General features: G+C 74.3%; 15 protein-coding genes. 12 read left to right on the top strand and 3 right to left on the bottom strand.

The features are described from left to right. Positions 1–134 precede the first annotated feature (134 nt). On the bottom strand, positions 135–344 hold the full coding sequence (locus OO52_RS38445; RefSeq protein WP_030654443.1) for a DUF6059 family protein: 210 nt from the start codon (positions 342–344) through the stop codon (positions 135–137). A 332-nt stretch (positions 345–676) separates the two neighbouring features. On the opposite strand from OO52_RS38445, the gene OO52_RS38440 reads away from it, so the two are divergent. Both OO52_RS38440 and OO52_RS38435 read left to right on the top strand, forming a co-directional pair. Next, positions 677–1,450: an AfsR/SARP family transcriptional regulator gene (locus OO52_RS38440; protein ID WP_030654446.1), complete on the top strand. Its 774-nt coding sequence runs from the start codon at positions 677–679 to the stop codon at positions 1,448–1,450. Next, a complete protein-coding gene (locus OO52_RS38435; protein WP_063738844.1) occupies positions 1,450–2,313 on the top strand; it encodes a thioesterase II family protein in 864 nt (287 codons plus the stop codon). The genes OO52_RS38440 and OO52_RS38435 overlap by 1 nt, the downstream gene beginning before the upstream one ends. Here OO52_RS38435 and OO52_RS38430 read toward each other — a convergent pair. Further along, the gene (locus OO52_RS38430; protein WP_030654452.1) at positions 2,272–5,016 is read right to left on the bottom strand and encodes an ATP-binding protein; all 2,745 of its coding nucleotides are present in this window, start codon (positions 5,014–5,016) and stop codon (positions 2,272–2,274) included. The genes OO52_RS38435 and OO52_RS38430 overlap by 42 nt on opposite strands. 311 nt (positions 5,017–5,327) lie before the next feature. Here OO52_RS38430 and OO52_RS38425 point away from each other — a divergent pair, with 311 nt between their 5' ends. The 8 genes from OO52_RS38425 to OO52_RS38390 are packed head-to-tail and all read left to right on the top strand — an operon-like array spanning position 5,328 to position 14,025. Further along, entirely contained in the window at positions 5,328–8,009 is a 2,682-nt protein-coding gene (locus tag OO52_RS38425) for a DUF6531 domain-containing protein (RefSeq protein ID WP_234337953.1), read from the top strand. A gap of 20 nt (positions 8,010–8,029) precedes the next feature. Beyond that, entirely contained in the window at positions 8,030–8,434 is a 405-nt protein-coding gene (locus tag OO52_RS51155; protein ID WP_030654456.1) for an allene oxide cyclase barrel-like domain-containing protein, read from the top strand. 29 nt (positions 8,435–8,463) lie between these two features. Further along, positions 8,464–9,498 (top strand): 3-oxoacyl-ACP synthase III family protein, encoded by a 1,035-nt coding sequence (locus OO52_RS38415; protein WP_030654458.1) that lies wholly within the window; start codon positions 8,464–8,466, stop codon positions 9,496–9,498. A 4-nt stretch (positions 9,499–9,502) separates the two neighbouring features. Then, complete coding sequence (locus OO52_RS38410) at positions 9,503–11,407, top strand: HAD-IIIC family phosphatase (protein ID WP_030654460.1); 1,905 nt, start codon at positions 9,503–9,505, stop codon at positions 11,405–11,407. Continuing rightward, positions 11,404–11,631: a hypothetical protein gene (locus OO52_RS38405; RefSeq protein ID WP_030654462.1), complete on the top strand. Its 228-nt coding sequence runs from the start codon at positions 11,404–11,406 to the stop codon at positions 11,629–11,631. The genes OO52_RS38410 and OO52_RS38405 overlap by 4 nt, the downstream gene beginning before the upstream one ends. Then, positions 11,628–12,431: a 2-oxo acid dehydrogenase subunit E2 gene (locus OO52_RS38400; protein WP_051818896.1), complete on the top strand. Its 804-nt coding sequence runs from the start codon at positions 11,628–11,630 to the stop codon at positions 12,429–12,431. Before OO52_RS38405 ends, OO52_RS38400 begins: the two co-directional genes overlap by 4 nt. Next, positions 12,428–13,510 (top strand): alpha/beta hydrolase, encoded by a 1,083-nt coding sequence (locus tag OO52_RS38395; RefSeq protein ID WP_030654465.1) that lies wholly within the window; start codon positions 12,428–12,430, stop codon positions 13,508–13,510. Before OO52_RS38400 ends, OO52_RS38395 begins: the two co-directional genes overlap by 4 nt. Next, positions 13,507–14,025: a flavin reductase family protein gene (locus tag OO52_RS38390; RefSeq protein WP_048910688.1), complete on the top strand. Its 519-nt coding sequence runs from the start codon at positions 13,507–13,509 to the stop codon at positions 14,023–14,025. The genes OO52_RS38395 and OO52_RS38390 overlap by 4 nt, the downstream gene beginning before the upstream one ends. Positions 14,026–14,125: 100 nt before the next feature. Here the strand turns inward: OO52_RS38390 and OO52_RS38385 are convergent, their stop codons facing one another. Then, positions 14,126–14,809, bottom strand: coding sequence for a TetR/AcrR family transcriptional regulator (locus OO52_RS38385; RefSeq protein WP_030654470.1), 684 nt, complete (start codon positions 14,807–14,809; stop codon positions 14,126–14,128). Positions 14,810–14,888: 79 nt separating this feature from the next. Here OO52_RS38385 and OO52_RS38380 point away from each other — a divergent pair, with 79 nt between their 5' ends. Together OO52_RS38380 and OO52_RS38375 are read left to right on the top strand one after the other, a co-directional pair. Then, entirely contained in the window at positions 14,889–16,340 is a 1,452-nt protein-coding gene (locus OO52_RS38380) for a DHA2 family efflux MFS transporter permease subunit (protein ID WP_030654473.1), read from the top strand. A 145-nt stretch (positions 16,341–16,485) separates the two neighbouring features. After that, positions 16,486–17,523 carry an LLM class flavin-dependent oxidoreductase gene (locus OO52_RS38375; protein ID WP_030654475.1) on the top strand — a complete coding sequence of 346 codons (1,038 nt, stop codon included), beginning with the start codon at positions 16,486–16,488 and terminating at the stop codon, positions 17,521–17,523. The last annotated feature ends 41 nt before the right edge of the window (positions 17,524–17,564 follow it).

Genomic DNA, 17,564 nt, shown 5'->3' with positions numbered 1-17,564 from the left:
CTCCTCCACATCACCCACGCCACGGCGCCCCTGACGCTCGTCCCGGCCCGGGCGACGGGCCGCGGCTCGCCGTACCCGTCCACGGGTCCCGCTCGTGGCGCCGTTCCGGCCGGCGCCGGCAACGCTCCCGCCGGTCACCGGGGATCGAACCGGAGCCGCTCCAGCTCGGGTGGGAGCGGATCGGCGCACAGCCGCTCCGGGTGTCCCGGTGGAGGTCCGGTCAGTGGGCCGGCGGACCGGTCGGCGGGCGGGTCCGGGGGCGGGGGCGGGGGATGCCACTGGAGGCCGAAGTGGACGACGGCCTCCCCCAGCATCCGCAGGCAGCGGACGAGCAGCTCGAGCATCCCCGGAGGATGCGGCACCGGACCAAAGCCGGCCCAAAGCGCGAACGGCCCCGGCCCGACCGTGAGTCCCGGGCCCGGCCTCGCCCGAACCGGCGGCCCAGCCTCGCCCCGAGCCTCGGCGCCACCGCGCCGAAATGCCCGACCCGATCGGCCGGAGGCCCCGGCGTCACCCTTCCCGCGGCCCCGGCCCGCTCGGGTCCGCTCCCCGCGCGACCACGCCTTTCGGCCAATCCGCCTACGTACGTACTTTCGCCGATGTGTGGACGGCAACACGCGCACCACAGTTGGTGCCCGGCAAGCGAAAACGTTTCCCTCTATCGCACGAGGTGTCGATGCGCTACGAGCTGCTGGGCCCGCTTCGAGTGTCGGACGGAGTGGAGAACTTCTCTCTCAGTGCCCCCAAGACAGAGATGACGCTGGCCACGCTTCTCATCGGCGCGGGCCGGGTCACCACCAAGGAACATCTGGTCACCGAACTGTGGGGCGCCCGGCCCCCGAAGCGGGCCTCCGCGGCGGTGCACGTCTACCTCTCCCAGGTGCGCAAGTTCCTCGTCTCCGCCGGGGACCGGTCGGGCCGCGCCATCAGCACCAAGCCCTCCGGCTACGTGCTCCACCTCGACGACGCCGGGTACGACGTCGCCGACTTCCAGGAGCTGATCCGCGGCGGCCGCGCCCACCAGGACGCCGGCCGGCACGAGGCGGCGCTGGAGGCGTTCGAACTGGCGCTGCTCCTCATCCGCGGTCCCGTGCTGGACGGCGTGGCCGAGGGGCCGGCCCTCTCCTCCTTCGCGACCTGGGTCGAGGCCGAACGGCTGGACTGCCTGGAGCTGTCCGTGGAGTCCCGAACGGCGCTCGGCCGGCACCGCGAGGTGATCAGCCTGCTGGACGGGCTGATCACCCAGTATCCGCTGCGGGAGTCCTTCTACCGGCAGTTGATGCTGGTGCTGTACCGAGCCGAGCGGCAGGCGGAGGCGCTGCGGGTGTACCGCAGGGCGCAGCAGGTGCTGCGGGCGGAGCTGGGTCTGGAGCCGTGCCGGTCGCTGCGCCGGCTGCACCAGGCGATCCTCACCTCCGACCGGCTCCTCGACCTTCCGCTGGCGGGCTGATGTCCGCCGAGCAGCGGGCCACATGGCTGCGGCGCTTCCATCCGGGAGCCGCGTCCGCCCCCGAACTCGTCTGTTTCCCGCACGCGGGCGGCTCCGCCGCCGCCTGGCACCGGCTGTCGGCCGCGCTCCGCCCGGCCGTCGAGGTGTGGGCGGTGCAGTACCCGGGGCGCCACGACCGTCACCGGGAGCCCCCGATCACCGATCTGCACGTCCTCGCCGACCGGATCGCCGCCGCGCTGGGCCCCGCCGACCGGCCCAGGGCGCTGCTCGGTCACAGCATGGGCGCCTCCCTCGCCTACGAGGTGGCGGTGCGGCTGGCCGAGCGGGGAGCCGGCGAGCCCGTCGCCCTGATCGTGTCGGGGCGCCGCGCACCCTCGTGCGCCGGGACGGGCCGGGACCGGCTGGCCGACGACGACGCCCTGGTGGCGAAGGTGCGCGGCCTCGGCGGCACGGAGGCCGCGGTGCTGCGGGACGCGGACCTGCTGGAGCTGGTGCTGCCCGTACTGCGCGGCGACTACCGGGCGCTGGCCCGCTACGCGCCCACCCGGGGCCGTCCGCTGTCCTGTCCGGTGCTGGCGCTGGCGGGCGAGGCCGACACCGAGGCCTCCGTCGAGGAGGTCGGGGCCTGGCGGCACCAGACCTCAGGCGCGTTCCGCCTGCGGGTGTTCGACGGGGGCCACTTCTTCCTCACCGACCAGGTGCCGGCGCTCGCCGGCCTGGTGCGCGAGCTGCTGTCCGGGGCCGTCCCGCCGCCGGCGGGGCGCCCGTCGGTCGCGCCGACGGACGCCCCCCGCGCGGGCGGCCCGTCCCCGGCGGCCTCCTCACCGGGACAGGGCCACGATCCGGGCCAGCTCCGCACGTGAGTTGACGCCCAGCTTGGAGTAGATCCGGGTGAGGTGGGCGTCGACGGTGCGCGGGCTGACGCGCAGCGCTTCGGCGATCTCGCGGGACTTGCGCCCCTCCCCGGCCAGCTCCGCCACCTCCCGCTCGCGCAGGGTGAGTTCGGCCAGCGTCTGCTCGGCCCGCCCGCCCGTGGTCCGGTCGGCGGCGCGGGCCAGCTCCTTGGCCCGCGCGCCCGACGGACTGGCGCCGCCGAAGAGGTCGAGCGCCTCGCGGTAGCACTGCGCCGCCCCTTCCGCCAGGCCACGGGCCAGCAGGGCGTGCCCGCGGGCCAGCAGGGCGTGCCCGTGCTGCTCCGGCAGGGCCACCGCCGCCGCGGCCTCCGCCGCGTGGTCGGCCCACTCCTGGATGCTGTCGGCGTCGACGCCGCTCTGCACCCCGGCCGCGGCGAGCAGTTCGTAGCCGCGGGCGGCGAGCACGGCGACCGGTTCGGAGACCCGCCAGGCCTCACGCCGGGGCAGCAGCAGCGCCAGCGCGGCGGCGCCGTCGCCGGCCGCCAGATAGGACTCGGCCAGCAGCAGCGCGTTCAGCGGCGTGCGCGGGGCGGTCAGCGGCTGACCGCCGACCGGGCGCGGGGGTCGTACGGCGGAGACGCGGCCCAGTTGTGCCCAGGCCGCCGCGGTGATCGCATCGGAGAGCCCCACGTGGTCGGCGCGGCCGGCGGCCCGGGCCACCGCCCGGCCCTCCTGAGCCGTGTTGACCGCGTCCGCCATGTCCCCGGCCTGGTAGTGCACGTAGGCGAGGGTGTCGAGCAGGGGCGGCAGCAGATGGGCGTCGCCGCGTTCGCGTACGGCGGTCAGGGCGCGGTCGCCGTGCCCGCAGGCGGGCCCGTACCAGCCCATCAGCGCCTCGGACCAGCTCAGGACGAGCAGGTACACCGACTCCTGCTCGTCGGCCTGGCTGCCGTTGTCGAGGGCGTCGAGGGCCTGGGAGGCGGCGTACAGGGCCGACTCGGCGGCGCAGGTGTCGCCGGAGAGCAGGGCGCACATGCCGCGCAGCGCCAGCGCGCCCGCGGCGGTCATCGGGTCCGCGCCCGCGGTCCGCCGGACCAGCGCCTCGGCGTCGGCGCGGACGGGCACCTGGCCCGCCAGTACCTTGACGACCTGTTGCTGCACGGTGAGCAGGGCGACGGAGCCGGGGTCCAGGGCGGGTTCCGAGCCCAGTTCGGCGGCGATCAGCGCGTGCGCCTCCTCGTCCCGGCCGAGCGCGGCCAGCACCGCGGAGAGCAGCGCCACCGCGGGCACCCGCTCGGTGGCACCGCCGCGGTGGGCCAGGGACCGGCCGGCCAGGATCTCCCGGGCCAGGACGACGACCCCCTCGTCGTCACCGGCCGCGGCGAGCGACTGGACGACCGAGCGCCACAGCTCGGGGCCGACGTGCTCGTCCGCCGGACCGCACGGGGTCGTGCGCTGCACGCGGAGCGCCACGCTGAGCCAGCGCGCGGCGTCGGTGGGCCGGCCCTGGTGCAGTGCGGTGCGCGCGGCGGAGGCGAGCACGCGCAGGTCCGAGGCCTCGGTCGCGGATCCGGATCGGTCGATGTGCGGGGCGAGTTCGGTGGCCGACGCGCCGATCCCGGAGAGCCGGTGCAGGGCCCTGCGGTGGGCGCCCGCCCGCCAGCAGGCGTCCATCGTCGCGTACAGGCAGCGGCGCAGCAGCGGGTGGCGGTACGTCAGCCGGCCCGGTTCGCTCGCGGGCCTGATCAGATCGCGTCGGCGCAGTTCGCCGAGGACCGCGCAGGCCCGGTCCCGGTCGAGCCCGGCGACCTCGGCGACGGAGTCCACGTCGAAGGTGTCGCCCAGCACCGCGGCCGCGTTGGCGACGGTGCGGGTGAGGTCGTCCAGGTGGCTCGTCTCGGCCAGCAGCCGGGCGCCGAACCCGCCGCGGGTGAAGATGTCCTGGGTGTGGTCGGTGCGCTCCGCCGCCAGTGTGGTGAGGTAGAGCGGGTTGCCGCCGCTCTGCTCGTGCAACCGGGCCACGCCGGGGGCGGTGGCGGGTGCGCACAGCAGTTCGGCGCTCTGTTCCAGGGACAGGGCGGGCAGTTCCACGGCGTCCGTGGTGCCCTGTTCGACGCCGTGCCGCAGGGCCGCCCGCAGCTCGACCGGTGCCTGCCGGGGGCGGTGCGCGACGAGGAGGGCGAGTCCGCCCTCGACGGGCCAGCGGACGAGCATGTCGATGAGTTCGGCGGAGCAGCTGTCCGCCCAGTGGCAGTCGTCGAGGACGAGCAGCATCCCGCCGGGCGCGCCGACCAGGCAGGCGCCGATGAGGCGGCGCAGCTCGGTGTAGTAGTGGCAGCGCCGGGTGAAGTCGGCCGACTCGGCCTCGGCGGGGCCCGTGGCCAGCGCCTTGATCAGTGCGGCCGCCTCCGCGGGGACCGGTGCGCCCGGTCCCCGCTGGGCGTGCCAGCTCATCAGGGCCTGGATGAAGGGGCGGAACGCGACGTCCCGCTCGGGTTCCGCGCAGCGGCCGCGCAGAACGGTCAGGCCCCCCGTCCGGGCCCGGTGGGCGGCGGCGGTGAGCAGCAGGGTCTTGCCCGCGCCCGGGTCGCCCGCCACTTCGACGGCCCGTGACGCTCCGCCGGCGGCCGCGTCCACGGCACGCAGCAGCCGGTTCAACTCGTCGGTACGGACGGTGCTCGGTACAGCGCTCTCCACAGTGGTCACGGCCATCCGTGCAATCCCCTTCCCCCGTCGTTCAGTTACCGCGATGTCCGTTCCTTCCGGCCGGTGAACGGACCGGCCGCACCCCAGACTAGAAGAGGCCCCGGCCGTCCAACTGGCGTGTAACAGAAGCTTCACGGGTCCCCGGCGGCCGTTCGCGCAGGAAGCGAGGCCGGTCGCTCCGCACGCACATGGCCGGAAAGCGGCGGGCGCGGGCATGCCTTAGACGAGCTTTAGACGCCCGCACGAGCCTGTTCTCCCACCGACGGCGTCCGCGAGCCCCGGCGCCGGTGTCCGCCCACCCGAAGGAGGAGCCGCCCGTGTCGCTCACCGAGGACGTGCCCGCCGTGCGTCTGCCCCGGCCGTCTCCCCCACCCTGGCTGCACGGGGTGCGGCGGTTCCCGCTCGGTGACCTCACGGAGATCGCCGTCGCGCTCGCCGACGGTGAGCTGATCGTGCGTCAGCTCGAACTGGTGGTGCCCGGCGGGGAGCACCCGCTGCGGCTGGTGCGCGAGTACCGGAGCGGGCGGCGCGATGCGGAGGGTTTCGGACCGGGGTGGACGTTCACCGCGGGCCCGGGTGTCCGGCGGGAGCCGACCGCGCGGGCGGTGACCCTCGTGGACGCGCGTGGTCGGGCCACGGTGCTTCACCGCGACGGCGCCGGCCGGATCGTCCGCGCGCTCGACCCGCTCGGCGCCGAGGTCGCGGCGTACGCCTACGACGCCGAGGGCCGGCTGGTGCGGCACCGCCATGCGTCGGGTCTGGTCACCGAGTCGCGGTGGGACGCGGAGGGGCGGCTGGCCGGGATCGGTGTGCCGGGCGGGGAGGCGCTGGTCTTCTCCTACGGCGCCGGCCCGGCGGTCCGCGCCGTCGACTGGACGGGCGCGCGCAGTCCGGTGCGGTTGGCCTTCGGCTACGCCGACGGCCGGACCACCGTCCGCGAACCGGGCGGGGGCGAGACCGTGTACGCCTTCGACCCGCGGGGCCGCCTGGTGGGCGTGACCGATCCGCTGGGCCACGAGACCCGGCAGGGCTGGGACGCCGACGGCCGCCCCGTCACGCTCACGGACCCGCTCGGCGCGGTCCTCGCCCGCACCTACGACGCGCAGGGACGCCCCACCGGTCTGGTGCTGCCGACCTCCGCGCGCTCCCGGGTCGGGTACGACGACCCGGCCCGTCCCGAGCTGCCCACCGAGCTGCGGGACCCGGCGGGCAACGAACTGCTGCTGGAGTACGACGCCGGGGGCCGGCTCGCCGCCGCCCGCACGCCCGGCGCGGGCGGCGCGTTCGACCGCCGGACCTACCACCCGGAACACGGCGGGATCGCCACCCTCACCCGGGGCAACGGTGCCGTCACCGCCTTCGGCTACGACCGGCACGGCGACCTGATCGCCGTGGAACCGCCCGCGCCGCTCGGCCGTACCGTGTACCACCGGGACGCACTCTCCCGGATCACCGCGGTGACCAGCGGAAACGGCAGGCGCACCGGCTACCGGCAGGACGCGGCGGGCCGGCTGACCGAGGTCGTCGACGAGGACACCGGGCAGCCGCTGATCGCGCTCGCCCATGACGCGCTCGGCCGGGTGGTCCGCAAGTCGGGACCGGGCTGGCGTTACGACTTCGGCTGGCTGGCCACACCCGCGGGCAGCCGCCTGGCCTCGGCGGTGCGCTCGGCCGGGGGCGAGCGGGAGGAGATCGGTGCCGGCTACGACGCGGCGGGCGCGTTGACCTCGCTGACCACCGCCGCGGGCACCACCCGCTACGCGCTCGACGCGGCGGGCCGTACCGAGTCCGTCGTCACGCCCGCCGGCCGTACCGCGCGCCTCACCCGTGACGCCGCCGGCCGGCTGACCGGGATCGGCTTCGGGCGCGGCGCCGTGCGGATACGCCGGGACGCGGCAGGGCGCCGGACCGCCCTCACCGTGACCGACGGCGCGGGGCACACCGTGCTGTCCGTCGAGTACGGCTACGACTCGGGCGGCGGCGCCGACACCGACGTACTGCGCCGCACCGTGGTGGACGGGGAGTTCACCGGGTACGCCTACGACGGGCTCAAGCGGCTGGCGCGGGCCGGCCGCACCGAGTTCGGCTACGACGCCGCCCACCACCTGGTCCGCCTCGGCGACATCCGGTTCACGCTCAACGACGCCGGCCAGGTCACCCTGTTCGGCGAGACGGAGTTCGGCTACGACGGTGCGGGCAACTTCACCGAGGAGACCAACCCCACCGGCTCCTTCACCTACAGCGCCACCCACCAGACCCTCACCGGGGTGTTCGGCGGCCGGCAGGTGGTCGACATCGCCTACGACGGCCTCGGCCAGGAGGTGCCGCGCCGGATCACCGAGACCACCGTCGACGGCCGGACCGTCACCCACGTCCTGACGCACAGTCAGCTCGGTGTCGTGCGCGTCACCGACGACGGCGTTCCCACCGACTTCGTGCGCGACTCCGACGGCACCCTGCTGGCGGTGCTGACCGCCGACGGCCGGCACTACTGGGCCGTGACCGACCAGCAGGGATCGGTGCTGGCCCTGCTCGACGAGGACGGCGCACTGGCCGCACGGTACGGCTACACCGCGCACGGTGCCGTCACGGCCTCGGGGCCGGCCGCCGCCGTCAACCCCTTCCGGTACCGGGGCGCCTACCAGTTGCTGCGCAGCGCCCTGGTGCTCGACCACCACCTCTACAACGGCCACTGGGGCCGGTTCACCCAGCCCGACCCGACCGGCCGCCAGTACGCCCCGTACACCTTCGCCGACAACGACCCGGTGAACGGCGGGACATGGACCCGGCACGACTTCTGGTCCGTGCTCGCCCGCCCTCACCGGCCGGCCGCCGAGGTGTTCCTGCCCCGGCCGCCCGCCCCCGGTGCCGGAGCCGGCGGCTTCACCGATGCCCTGACCGGCGCGGCGATCGAGACGTTCACCGGGGCCGGGCCGACGCCCGACCAGGTGCCGCTGATCGCGGGTGCCGCACCGTCCCGCACCGTTCACCACGCTTGAGACTTCAGGAGAGGACCGAGATGGCCGACCAGATCGTGCTGCGCGTGCCCAAGGAGATCGTCGTGAAGGTGGTCGACGACGTGGAGGTCGCCGACCCCAGGACCGGTCAGACCGGGACGTTCGACGACGAGTTGTACGACGAGACGGGTGCGCTGATCGGCACCTCGCACGGCTCGTTCCGCATCGCCTACGAACGCCCCGGCGACGGCGGTCTGATGACGTACTACACCGAGGACATCACCCTCGCGGACGGCACGATCCACGCCGAGGGCTGGGCCGACTTCAACGATGTCCGCACCAGCGCCTGGGTGTACTACCCGGCCACCGGGACCTCCGGCCGCTACGCCGGGCTGACCGGCTTCCGCACCTGGCGCATGACCGGGGTCCGCGCCTCCGCCGAGGCCCGGATCCTGCTGTCCGACTGAGCCACCACCATCCGAGGAGAGGTCCCACGATGACCGGTCGGGACGTGTACATCCGTTCGGCGGCCTCGGCGCTGCCGGGGGCGCCCGTGGACAACGCCGCCCTGGCCCGGTGCTTCGGCATGGACGCGCTGTGGGAGCAGTGGGTCGACGTGTTCATCGGCACCGGCTCCCGCCATCTCGCCCTGGACCTGGAGTCCGGCAAGATCACCGGCACCCTCGCCGAGCTCGCCGAGGAGGCCGGCCGCAAGGCGCTGGACGCCGCCGGGGTCGATCCGGGCGAGGTGGACGCGATCGTGCTGGGCACCGCGACTCCGGACCGGCTGATGCCGGCCACGGTCAACATGGTCGCGGACCGGCTCGGCATCGACGGCGTGCGCACCTTCCAGCTCCAGTCCGGCTGTTCCGGCGCGGTGCAGGCGCTGGACGTGGCCCGCCAGGTGCTGCTCAGCGGGTCGGGCGAGACGGTGCTGGTGCTGGGCGGCGATGTGATCGCCCGGTTCTACGACGTCGAGCGCGATCTGCGCACGGCCCAGCCGGCGGAACTCGTCAACTACGTGCTGTTCGGCGACGCGGCCGGAGCCGCGGTGCTGAGCACGCGGCCCGCGCCGGGCGCGGCCGCGCTCCGCGAGGTGTTCACCCGCCTGGTCGGCCTCGGCCGGGAGCCGGGGGCGGTGCTGGAGTGGTTCGGCCCCGCCGACCGCGACAGCGACCGGCCCGCCGCCACCGAGGACTACAAGGCGATCGAGCGGCACGTGCCGCAGATGACCGAGCAGGTGCTCGCCGAACTGCTCGACACGGTGGGCTGGGGCCCCGCCGACGTCGATGTGCTGCTGCCGCCCCAGCTGTCGGGCCGGATGACCAAGTTGATCACCGAGCGGCTCGCGCTGCCGGGGGCGCACGAGGTGACGTGCGTGGACCGGGCCGGCAACTGCGGCAACGCCATCGTCTTCCTCCAACTGGAACGGGCCCTGGCCGACGCGCTCGGGCCCGGGCGGCGGGCGGTGGGGATCTCCATCGAGTCCAGCAAGTGGATCAAGGCCGGTTTCGCGCTGGAAGGGTGCTGAGGACGTGACGGGCGACGTGAGCGACGGCCTGGCGGAGCTGGGCCGGCTGCACCGCGAGGGCAGCCTGGCCGCCGGCTATCCGCGGGTGCGCACACTGCTGGCGGGCCTGCCGGACGACGAACTGGTCCGGGCCGGGCGGGTGCTCGCCCGGCTCGACACCGACGACGTGCGCACCCGCCATCCCGGCACCCCCGCCCCGCTGCTCGCGGTGACCGGGCACGGCACCCTGTCGGGCCTGGTGCCCGCGCTGACCGCGGAGCTGGCCCGGCACGGACTGCTGGCGCGGGTGCGGCTGTCCGACTTCGACAGCTGGCTCTTCGACCTGGCCGACCCGGCGAGCGACCTGTACGCGGCGCGCCCCGACCTGGTGCTGTGCGTCCTGGATCCGGCGGTGGTGACGGACGCCCTGCCCACGCCGTGGCAGGTGACGGACGTCGAGCGGGTGCTGGAGGAGAAGCTCGGTCTGATCGAGCGCGCCGCGGAGGTGTGCGGCACCGCCGCTCCCGGCGCCACGCTGGTCCTCAACACGCTGCCGCTGTCGTGGGAGGTGCCGGCCCAGTTGCTCGACCTGCGGGCGCGGGCCCGGCTGGGCGCGGTGTGGCGGCGGGCCGAGGCCCGGCTGCTGGGCCTGTCCGAGCGGTGTCCCGGGGTGGTGGTGGTCGATCTGCTGCCGCTGGTCGCCGAGGGCGTCGCCGTCCGTGACGTACGGCAGAGCGTGTACGCCCGAGCGCACCTGTCGGACGCGCTGCTCGCCCGGTACGCCCGGGAGGTGGGGCACCTGGCGCGCCTGTCGTCGGGGGGCGGGAAGAAGGTGCTCGCCCTCGATCTGGACGAGACGGTGTGGGGAGGGGTGCTCGGCGAGGTCGGTCCGGAGGGCATCGAGACCGACGGCGGCTACCGGGGTGAGGCGTTCCGGCGCTTCCAGCTGGTGGTCCGGCAACTGGCCGCGCAGGGCGTCCTGCTCACCGCCGTCAGCAAGAACGACCAGGAGCCGGTGGAGAAGACGCTGCGCGAGCATCCCGGACTCGTCCTGCGCGAGGAGGACTTCGTGCGCGTCCGCGCCAACTGGCGCCCCAAGCACGAGAACCTGGCCGAGCTGGCGGGTGAGCTGAACGTGGGTGTCGACAGCTTCGTCTTCGTCGACGACAGCTCCTTCGAGTGCGGCCTGGTCCGGCGGGAGCTGCCGGGCGTGGCCGTGGTGCGGGTGGACGGGGAACCGGCGCTGCATCCGCAGCGGCTGCTGGCCGACGGCTGGTTCACCGCGCGGGAGCTGACCGACGAGGACCTGGTGCGCCCCGCCCGCTACCGCGAGGAGCAGGCCCGGCAGGACTTCCTGCACTCCTTCGAGTCCCTCGACGGCTATCTGCGGGAGCTGGGCATCACGGTGACGGTGGCACCGGCCGAGCCGGCGGAGCACGCCCGGATCTCCCAGATCACCCTGCGCACCAACCAGTTCAACCTGACCACGCGGCGGCTCCAGCCCGCCGACGTCCGGGCGCTCGCCGCGGACCCCGGCGCCCGGGTGCTGGGGGTGCGCTCCGCGGACCGGTTCGGCGACAACGGGCTGGTCGGGGCGGTGCTGCTGCGGCACGTGGACGACGTGCTGCACATCGACAACTTCCTGCTGAGCTGCCGGGTGTTCGCGCGTGGCATCGAGCAGGCCGTGCTGCACGCGGTGCTGCGTCACGCGCGGGAGAGCGGGGTGCGTGAGGTGCGGGCCGCCTACCGCCGTACCGCGAAGAACGGCAAGGTCGCCGACTTCTATCCGCGCGGCGGGTTCGAGACCGTCACGGCCGGCGAGGAGGCGGCCGAGTTCCGGCACGGCCTGGCCGAACTGCCGGGCGCCGCCGGGCACATCCGTCTGACCGCGCGTTTCGACCGCGCACCTGGTGAAGGGGACACCCCGTGAAGACCGTCGAAGACTTCGTCGAGCTGTTGCGCGACGAGCTCGCCCTGCCCGTCACGGTCGAGGATCTCGGCCGCGCGCTGGACAGCGTGGACTCCTGGGACTCGGTGCACCTGCTGACGCTGTGCACCCTGCTGGAACGGGAGACAGGGCGTCCGCTGTCCCTCGCCGACGTGCTGGAGGCGCCCAGCCTGGAGGCCGTGTACCGGCTGGCGGTGGTGTCATGACCGAGGAGAGGGCACAGGGGCCGGGCGAGCGGACCGACGAGACGGTCGTCGAGGAGCCGCTGCCCCGGCAGCGGCGTCACACGCTGTTCTTCCTGGAGGTGATCCGGGACTTCTCGCCCGTCTTCCTCGACACCGAGGTGGACATGACCGGGGTGCTCGCGCACCGGGCGGCGGCCGTGGAGCGCGCCGGCACACGGTTCAGCACCACGTCGTACGTGCTGCGTGCCGCGGGGCGGGTCCTCGCCAAGCATCCGGAGGCCAACGCCGCCGTGCAGGGCGGGCCGCGCCGGCCGCGCATCGCGCGCTATCCGTTCGTCAACGGCAAGGTGGCGATGGACAGCACGCTGGAGGGCCGGCGGGTGGTGCTGGGCACCGTGGTGCCGAACGTGCAGGACGCCGGACTGGAGGCGATCCAGGCGCATCTGGACCGGGTGCGGCAGGGCGATCCGGAGCGGCTCGCGGACTTCGAGGGGATACGGCGGCTGCACCGGCTGTCCTGGCTGGAGGGGCGTAAGCAGTTCCGGCAGGCCGCGCAGTCGCTGGCGCTGCGCCCGCATCTGACGGGCACGTTCGCGGTGACCTCGCTGGGGCACCGCGCGGTGGACTCCTTCCAGTCGGTGGGCGGCACCACGACGACGTTCGGGGTGGGCCGGATCCTGGACCGGCCGGTGGTGCGGGACGGCGTGGTCACGGCGGCTCCGGTGATGCGCCTGAGCCTGTCCTTCGACCACCGGGTCATCGACGGGGCGGAGGCGGCGGACGTACTGACCGAGGTCAAGGAGGCGCTGGAGAGCGTATGAACGACATCGCGGAGCTGAAGAACTTCGTCGTCGCGCACACCCGGTCGCAGGGGCTGGCGCCCGAGCACTACGCCCCCTTGCTGTCGCGGATCCGGGACGACGGGGACGGCACACCGGGGTCCTGGGCGGGCGAGTGGTCCGCCGAGGCAGCGCGGCTGGAGGCCGAGGGCAAGCCGCTGGAGGCGTGCGTGCACTACAACATGGCGCGCTTCCCCTTCGTCGACGGCCCCGCCCGCGCCGCCGCGCTCGAACGGTGCGTCGCCGCGTTCGACACCTGGCGTGCGGGGTTCCCGGCGATCGAGCGCCTCGACGTGGAGCTGCCGGAGGGGCGGATCCGCTGCTGGACGTCCGGGCTGGACGCCGCCGCTCCCAAGCCGCTGCTGGTGATGACCGGCGGGATCGTGTCGGTGAAGGAGCAGTGGGCGCCGGTGCTGCTCCAGCTCGGGGCGCTCGGTTTCGCGGGCGTGGTCACCGAGATGCCGGGGGTCGGCGAGAACACGCTGCCGTACCGGGCCGACAGCTGGCGGATGTACCCGGCGCTGCTGGACGCGGTCGGCGAACGGGCCGACGTGTCCCGGACGTTCACCCTGGCGCTCAGCTTCAGCGGCCATCTGGCGCTGCGCGCCGCGCTGCACGACGAGCGGATCAGGGGCGTGGTGGGGGCGGGGGCGCCGCTGCACGACTTCTTCACCGACAGCGAGTGGCAGCGGTCCGTTCCCCGGGTGACGACGGACACCCTGGCGCATCTGACGGGCTCGGCGTCCGCCGAGGTCTACGGGCCGCTGAAGACCTGGGCGCTGACGCCGGACGAGCTGAGCGCCCTGCGGGTGCCGGTCGCCCATGTCACCAGCCTGCGTGACGAGATCATCCCGCCCGGGGACGCGGCGCTGCTGCGCGAGCGGGTGCGCGGGGTGCGGCTGCTGGCCCACGACGACGTGCACGGCTCGCCCCGGTTCTTCGCGCAGACCCGGCTGTGGACGCTGCTGTCGGTCCTGCGGATGCGGGGCGGGTACGGCGAGCAACGGCTCGCGCTGACCCGGGAGTTCGCCCGGCTGCGCTACGGAGGGGGGCGGGCGTGAGCGAGGTGCTGGAGCTGGAGGGCGGCGCGCGCTGTCTGCGCAATGTGCTGGGGCGGTTCGCGACCGGGGTGGTGGCGGTGGCCGGCCGCGACCCGGTGACCGGCGACCGGGCCGGCCTGGCGGCGAACTCGTTCTGCTCGGTCTCCCTGGATCCGCCGCTGGTGTCCTTCTGCGTCGCCCACACGAGCACCAGCTGGCCCCGCATCCGCTCCGCGGGCCTGCTGGCGATCAGCATCCTGGGGGCCGAGCAGCGGGAGGCCGCGACCCGGCTGGCGACGCGCGGCGGCGACAAGTTCCAGGGGCTGCCCTGGCACTCCTCACCGGGCGGGGCCCCCATTCTGGACGGGGCCCTGGCCTGGCTGGAGTGCACGGTGGAGGCGGAACACCCCGCGGGCGACCACGTGATCGTGGTGGCCCATGTGAACCGCCTCGACGCCCTGCGCGACGGCGATCCCCTCCTCTTCTTCCGCGGCACCTTCGAGCGCCTGGAGCGGGGTGCGGGGGCCGAGGAGTGAGGCCGGGACGCTGACGCCAGGTCGGGGACCTGCCGGCCACGGTGGAGCCGAGGGCTCACCGTGGCCGCCGGTGCGTCCCGCGCCCCGCGGGAACCGCCGCTCAGCCGGCGCTGTCCGGGCCGGCCGCGGGACGGTCCGCGCCGAAGGCCCGCAGGAACGTGTCCACTCCGGCCGCGACGATCTTCTCGACCTGGTCGGGGACGAGGGGGCGGGTGCCGAGGGCGCTCAGTTCGGGGAGTTCGTCGTAGACGAGGGCGATGAACTGGTTGGCGGCCCGTTCGGGGTCTTCGATGCGGAGGTGGCCGGCGTTGGCCAGGCGGGCCAGACGGCCGGCGAGGGCGTCGGTGAACTGGTTGGGGCCGCTGGCCCGCACCTCGTCGAAGAGGTCGGGGAAGCGCACCGCCTCCGCGTACAGCAGCCGGCGCACCGCCTCCGACTGCTCGTCGCAGTAGCAGTCGACCAGCTTGTGCGCCACGTCCTGCAGTCCGGGCCGCAGCTGGTCGGGGTCGTTCGGGAAGGACTCCAGGACCTGCAGCGTCTTGGCGTTCGACCGGGCCGCGGTCTCCGTCATGACGTGCCGGAACAGGTTCTCCTTGGAGCCGAGGTGGTTGTAGATCGTCGGCTTCGCGACACCCGCCTCCGTGGCGATCATGTCGAGGCTCGCCTGGGTGTAACCGACCCGGGAGAACACCCGCAGGGCCGCTTCCACGATCGCACGTCGCTTGTCCATACGGCCGCGTTCCGCCGGGGCCGTGCCGCTCTTCGGGGTCTCGCCAACGCTCATACGGCCATGCTACCATCCCAGCCATAGAAATGAACTACCCAGTAAAGATTGATGGGCGAGACGGTTCAAAGGAGTTACCGTGTCTGAAACACAAGCGGAGAGCGCGCCCGCCCGGCTCGACGCCCCGCTGCTCACGCTCGTGGGCGTGATGGTGCTCGGCGGGATGATGTCGTACCTGGACGCGACGATCGTCAACGTCGGCATCAGCACCCTGGGCGGCGAGTTCAAGGCCTCGCTCGGCACGATCGAATGGGTGACCACCGGCTATCTCCTGGCCGTGGCCCTGGCCATCCCGCTGGCCGGCTGGGCCCTGGTCCGCTTCGGGGCCAAGCGCATGTGGCTGCTCGGCCTGAGCCTCTTCCTGGCCGGCTCGGTGCTGTGCGCCCTCGCCTGGAACGCCGAGTCGCTGATCGCGTTCCGCATCCTCCAGGGCCTCGGCGGCGGCATGGTCGACCCGATCATGATGACCGTCGTCGCCACCGCCGCGGGCCCGCAGCGCATGGGCCGCGTCATGGGCCTGATCTCGGTGCCGATCACCCTCGGCCCGGTCGTCGGACCGATCATCGGCGGTCTGCTCCTGGACAACCTGTCCTGGGAGTGGATGTTCCTCGTGAACGTGCCCTTCGCGCTCGCCGCGATCGTCCTCGCGATCCGCGTGCTGCCCGCCGACCCGCCCAGCGGCGGCGCCTCCGCCCCGCTCGACGCGGTCGGCGTGGCCCTGCTGCCGCCCGGGTTCGCCGCGCTCGTGTACGCCCTGTCCCAGGCCGGCTCCGCGGGCTTCGGCAGCACCCGCGTGATCGTCGGGCTCGTCGTCGGCGTGGCCCTGTTCGTCGCCTACGGCGTGCACGCCCTGCGCACCGAGGGCACCCCCCTGCTGGATCTGCGGCTCTTCTCCAGCAGAGGCTTCTCGGCCAGCGTGACCACCATGTTCCTGCTCGGCGGCGGCCTGTTCTCGCTGCTGTTCCTGCTGCCGCTGTACTACCAGCAGCGCGGCCACAGCGTGCTGGAGTCGGGGCTGCTGCTCGCCCCGCTCGGCTTCGGCACCCTGATCGGCATGCCCGTCGCGGGCAACCTGGCCGACAAGTTCGGCGCCCGGCGGCTGGTGCCCCTCGGCGCGGCCCTGATCGGGATCGGCGCGCTGGTCTTCACCCAGGCCGACAACGGCACCTCGCAGGTCGCGCTCACCGCGGCCCAGCTCGCCGCCGGCTTCGGCATGGGTCTGGTCGGCGCCCCCACCATGGGCTCGGTCTACCGCACCGTGCCCGGCGAGGCGGTGGCCGGGGCGACCGGCGCCGTCTTCATCCTGAACCAGATCGGCGCCTCGCTCGGCATCGCCGTCGTGGCCCTCATCCTCCAGGGCGGCGGAGCGCACCACACGCCCACCGCCGGCTCGTACTCCGACGCCTTCTGGTGGCCCGTCGTCGCGGCCGTCGTCGTCCTCCTGGCGGGCCTGCTGCTGCCGGGCCGGCCGCAGCCCGCGCCGGCCGCGGAGAGCGACGCCCCGGCCGAGCACATCGCCGACCCGGCCTGACGCAGCGCCGAACCGCCCCGGCGGCCGGCCCCGCCGCCGGGCCACAGGCCGGGGTGTGCGCCGTTCACCATCCCCCGTCGACGGCGCACACCCCTCCTCCCCTCCCTCTTCCACGTCCGTTTCCTCTTTCCTCCAGGGACTGGCCATGACCACAGCCACCGGCATACCCGTGTCCGTTCTCGACGTCGTACCCGTCTTCGAGGACGGCTCCGCCACCACCGCGCTGCGCGACACGGTGGCGCTCGCCCCGCGCGTGGAAGCCCTGGGCTACCGGCGCTACTGGGTCGCCGAGCACCACAGCACCCCCAGCCTCGCCACTTCCGCGCCCGGCATCCTGGTGGGCCAACTGGCCGCCGTCACCAGCACGCTGCGCGTCGGCTCCGGCGGTGTCCTGCTGCCCAACCACGCCCCTCTGGTGGTGGCCGAGCAGTTCGGCACCCTGGAGGCCCTGCACCCGGGGCGCATCGACCTCGGACTCGGGCGTGCGCCCGGCACCGACCCGCTGACCGCGCGGGCGCTGCGCCGGACCTCGCAGGGCGAGGACTTCCCGCTCCAGATCGAGGAGTTGAGCGGCTACTTCGCGCCCGGTGACCCCGCCTCCGGCATCGTCGCCGTACCCGCCGCGGACGGCCGGCCCGAGATGTGGATGCTGGGCTCCAGTCCGTCCAGCGCCGAGGCCGCCGCCGTGCTCGGGCTGCCGTACGCCTTCGCGCACCAGATCAACCCGCACGCCTCCGCGCTCGCCCTGGCCCGCTACCGCGAGGCGTTCCGCCCCTCGCCGTTCCTGGACCGGCCGCGCACGCTGGTCGCGGCGCTGGTCACCGTCGCCGACAGCGACGAGGAGGCCCGCTCGGTCGCCGGGCCCTACCTGCTCGGCAAGATACAGATGCGCACCCGGCCGCGCTTCGACGCCTTCCCCGGCCCGCGCACCGCCGCCGACCACCCCTACAGCGCGGCCGAACTGCGTTTCCTGGACGAACTGACGGAGCCCCAGCTCATCGGCTCCCCGGGCACCGTGCGGACCAAGCTCGCCGCTCTGGTGGAGCGGACCGGCGCCGACGAGGTGATGGCACTCACCGTCGTCCACGGGCAGCGGGAGCGGCTGCGCTCCTTCGAACTCCTCGCCGAGGCCGCCGCCGAGGTCGCCCCCCGCCGGGCCGAGAGCGCTCCGGCCCGCCTCTAGAGCGGACCCGCGCCCGGGGCGCGGCGCATGCGCCAGCTTCA

The sequence above is a fragment of the Streptomyces flaveolus genome, from assembly GCF_000716535.1.
Lineage (GTDB): Bacteria > Actinomycetota > Actinomycetes > Streptomycetales > Streptomycetaceae > Streptomyces > Streptomyces flaveolus_A.
Note: the sequence above shows the minus strand (reverse complement) of the source record. Positions and strands in the feature narration are given on the sequence as shown.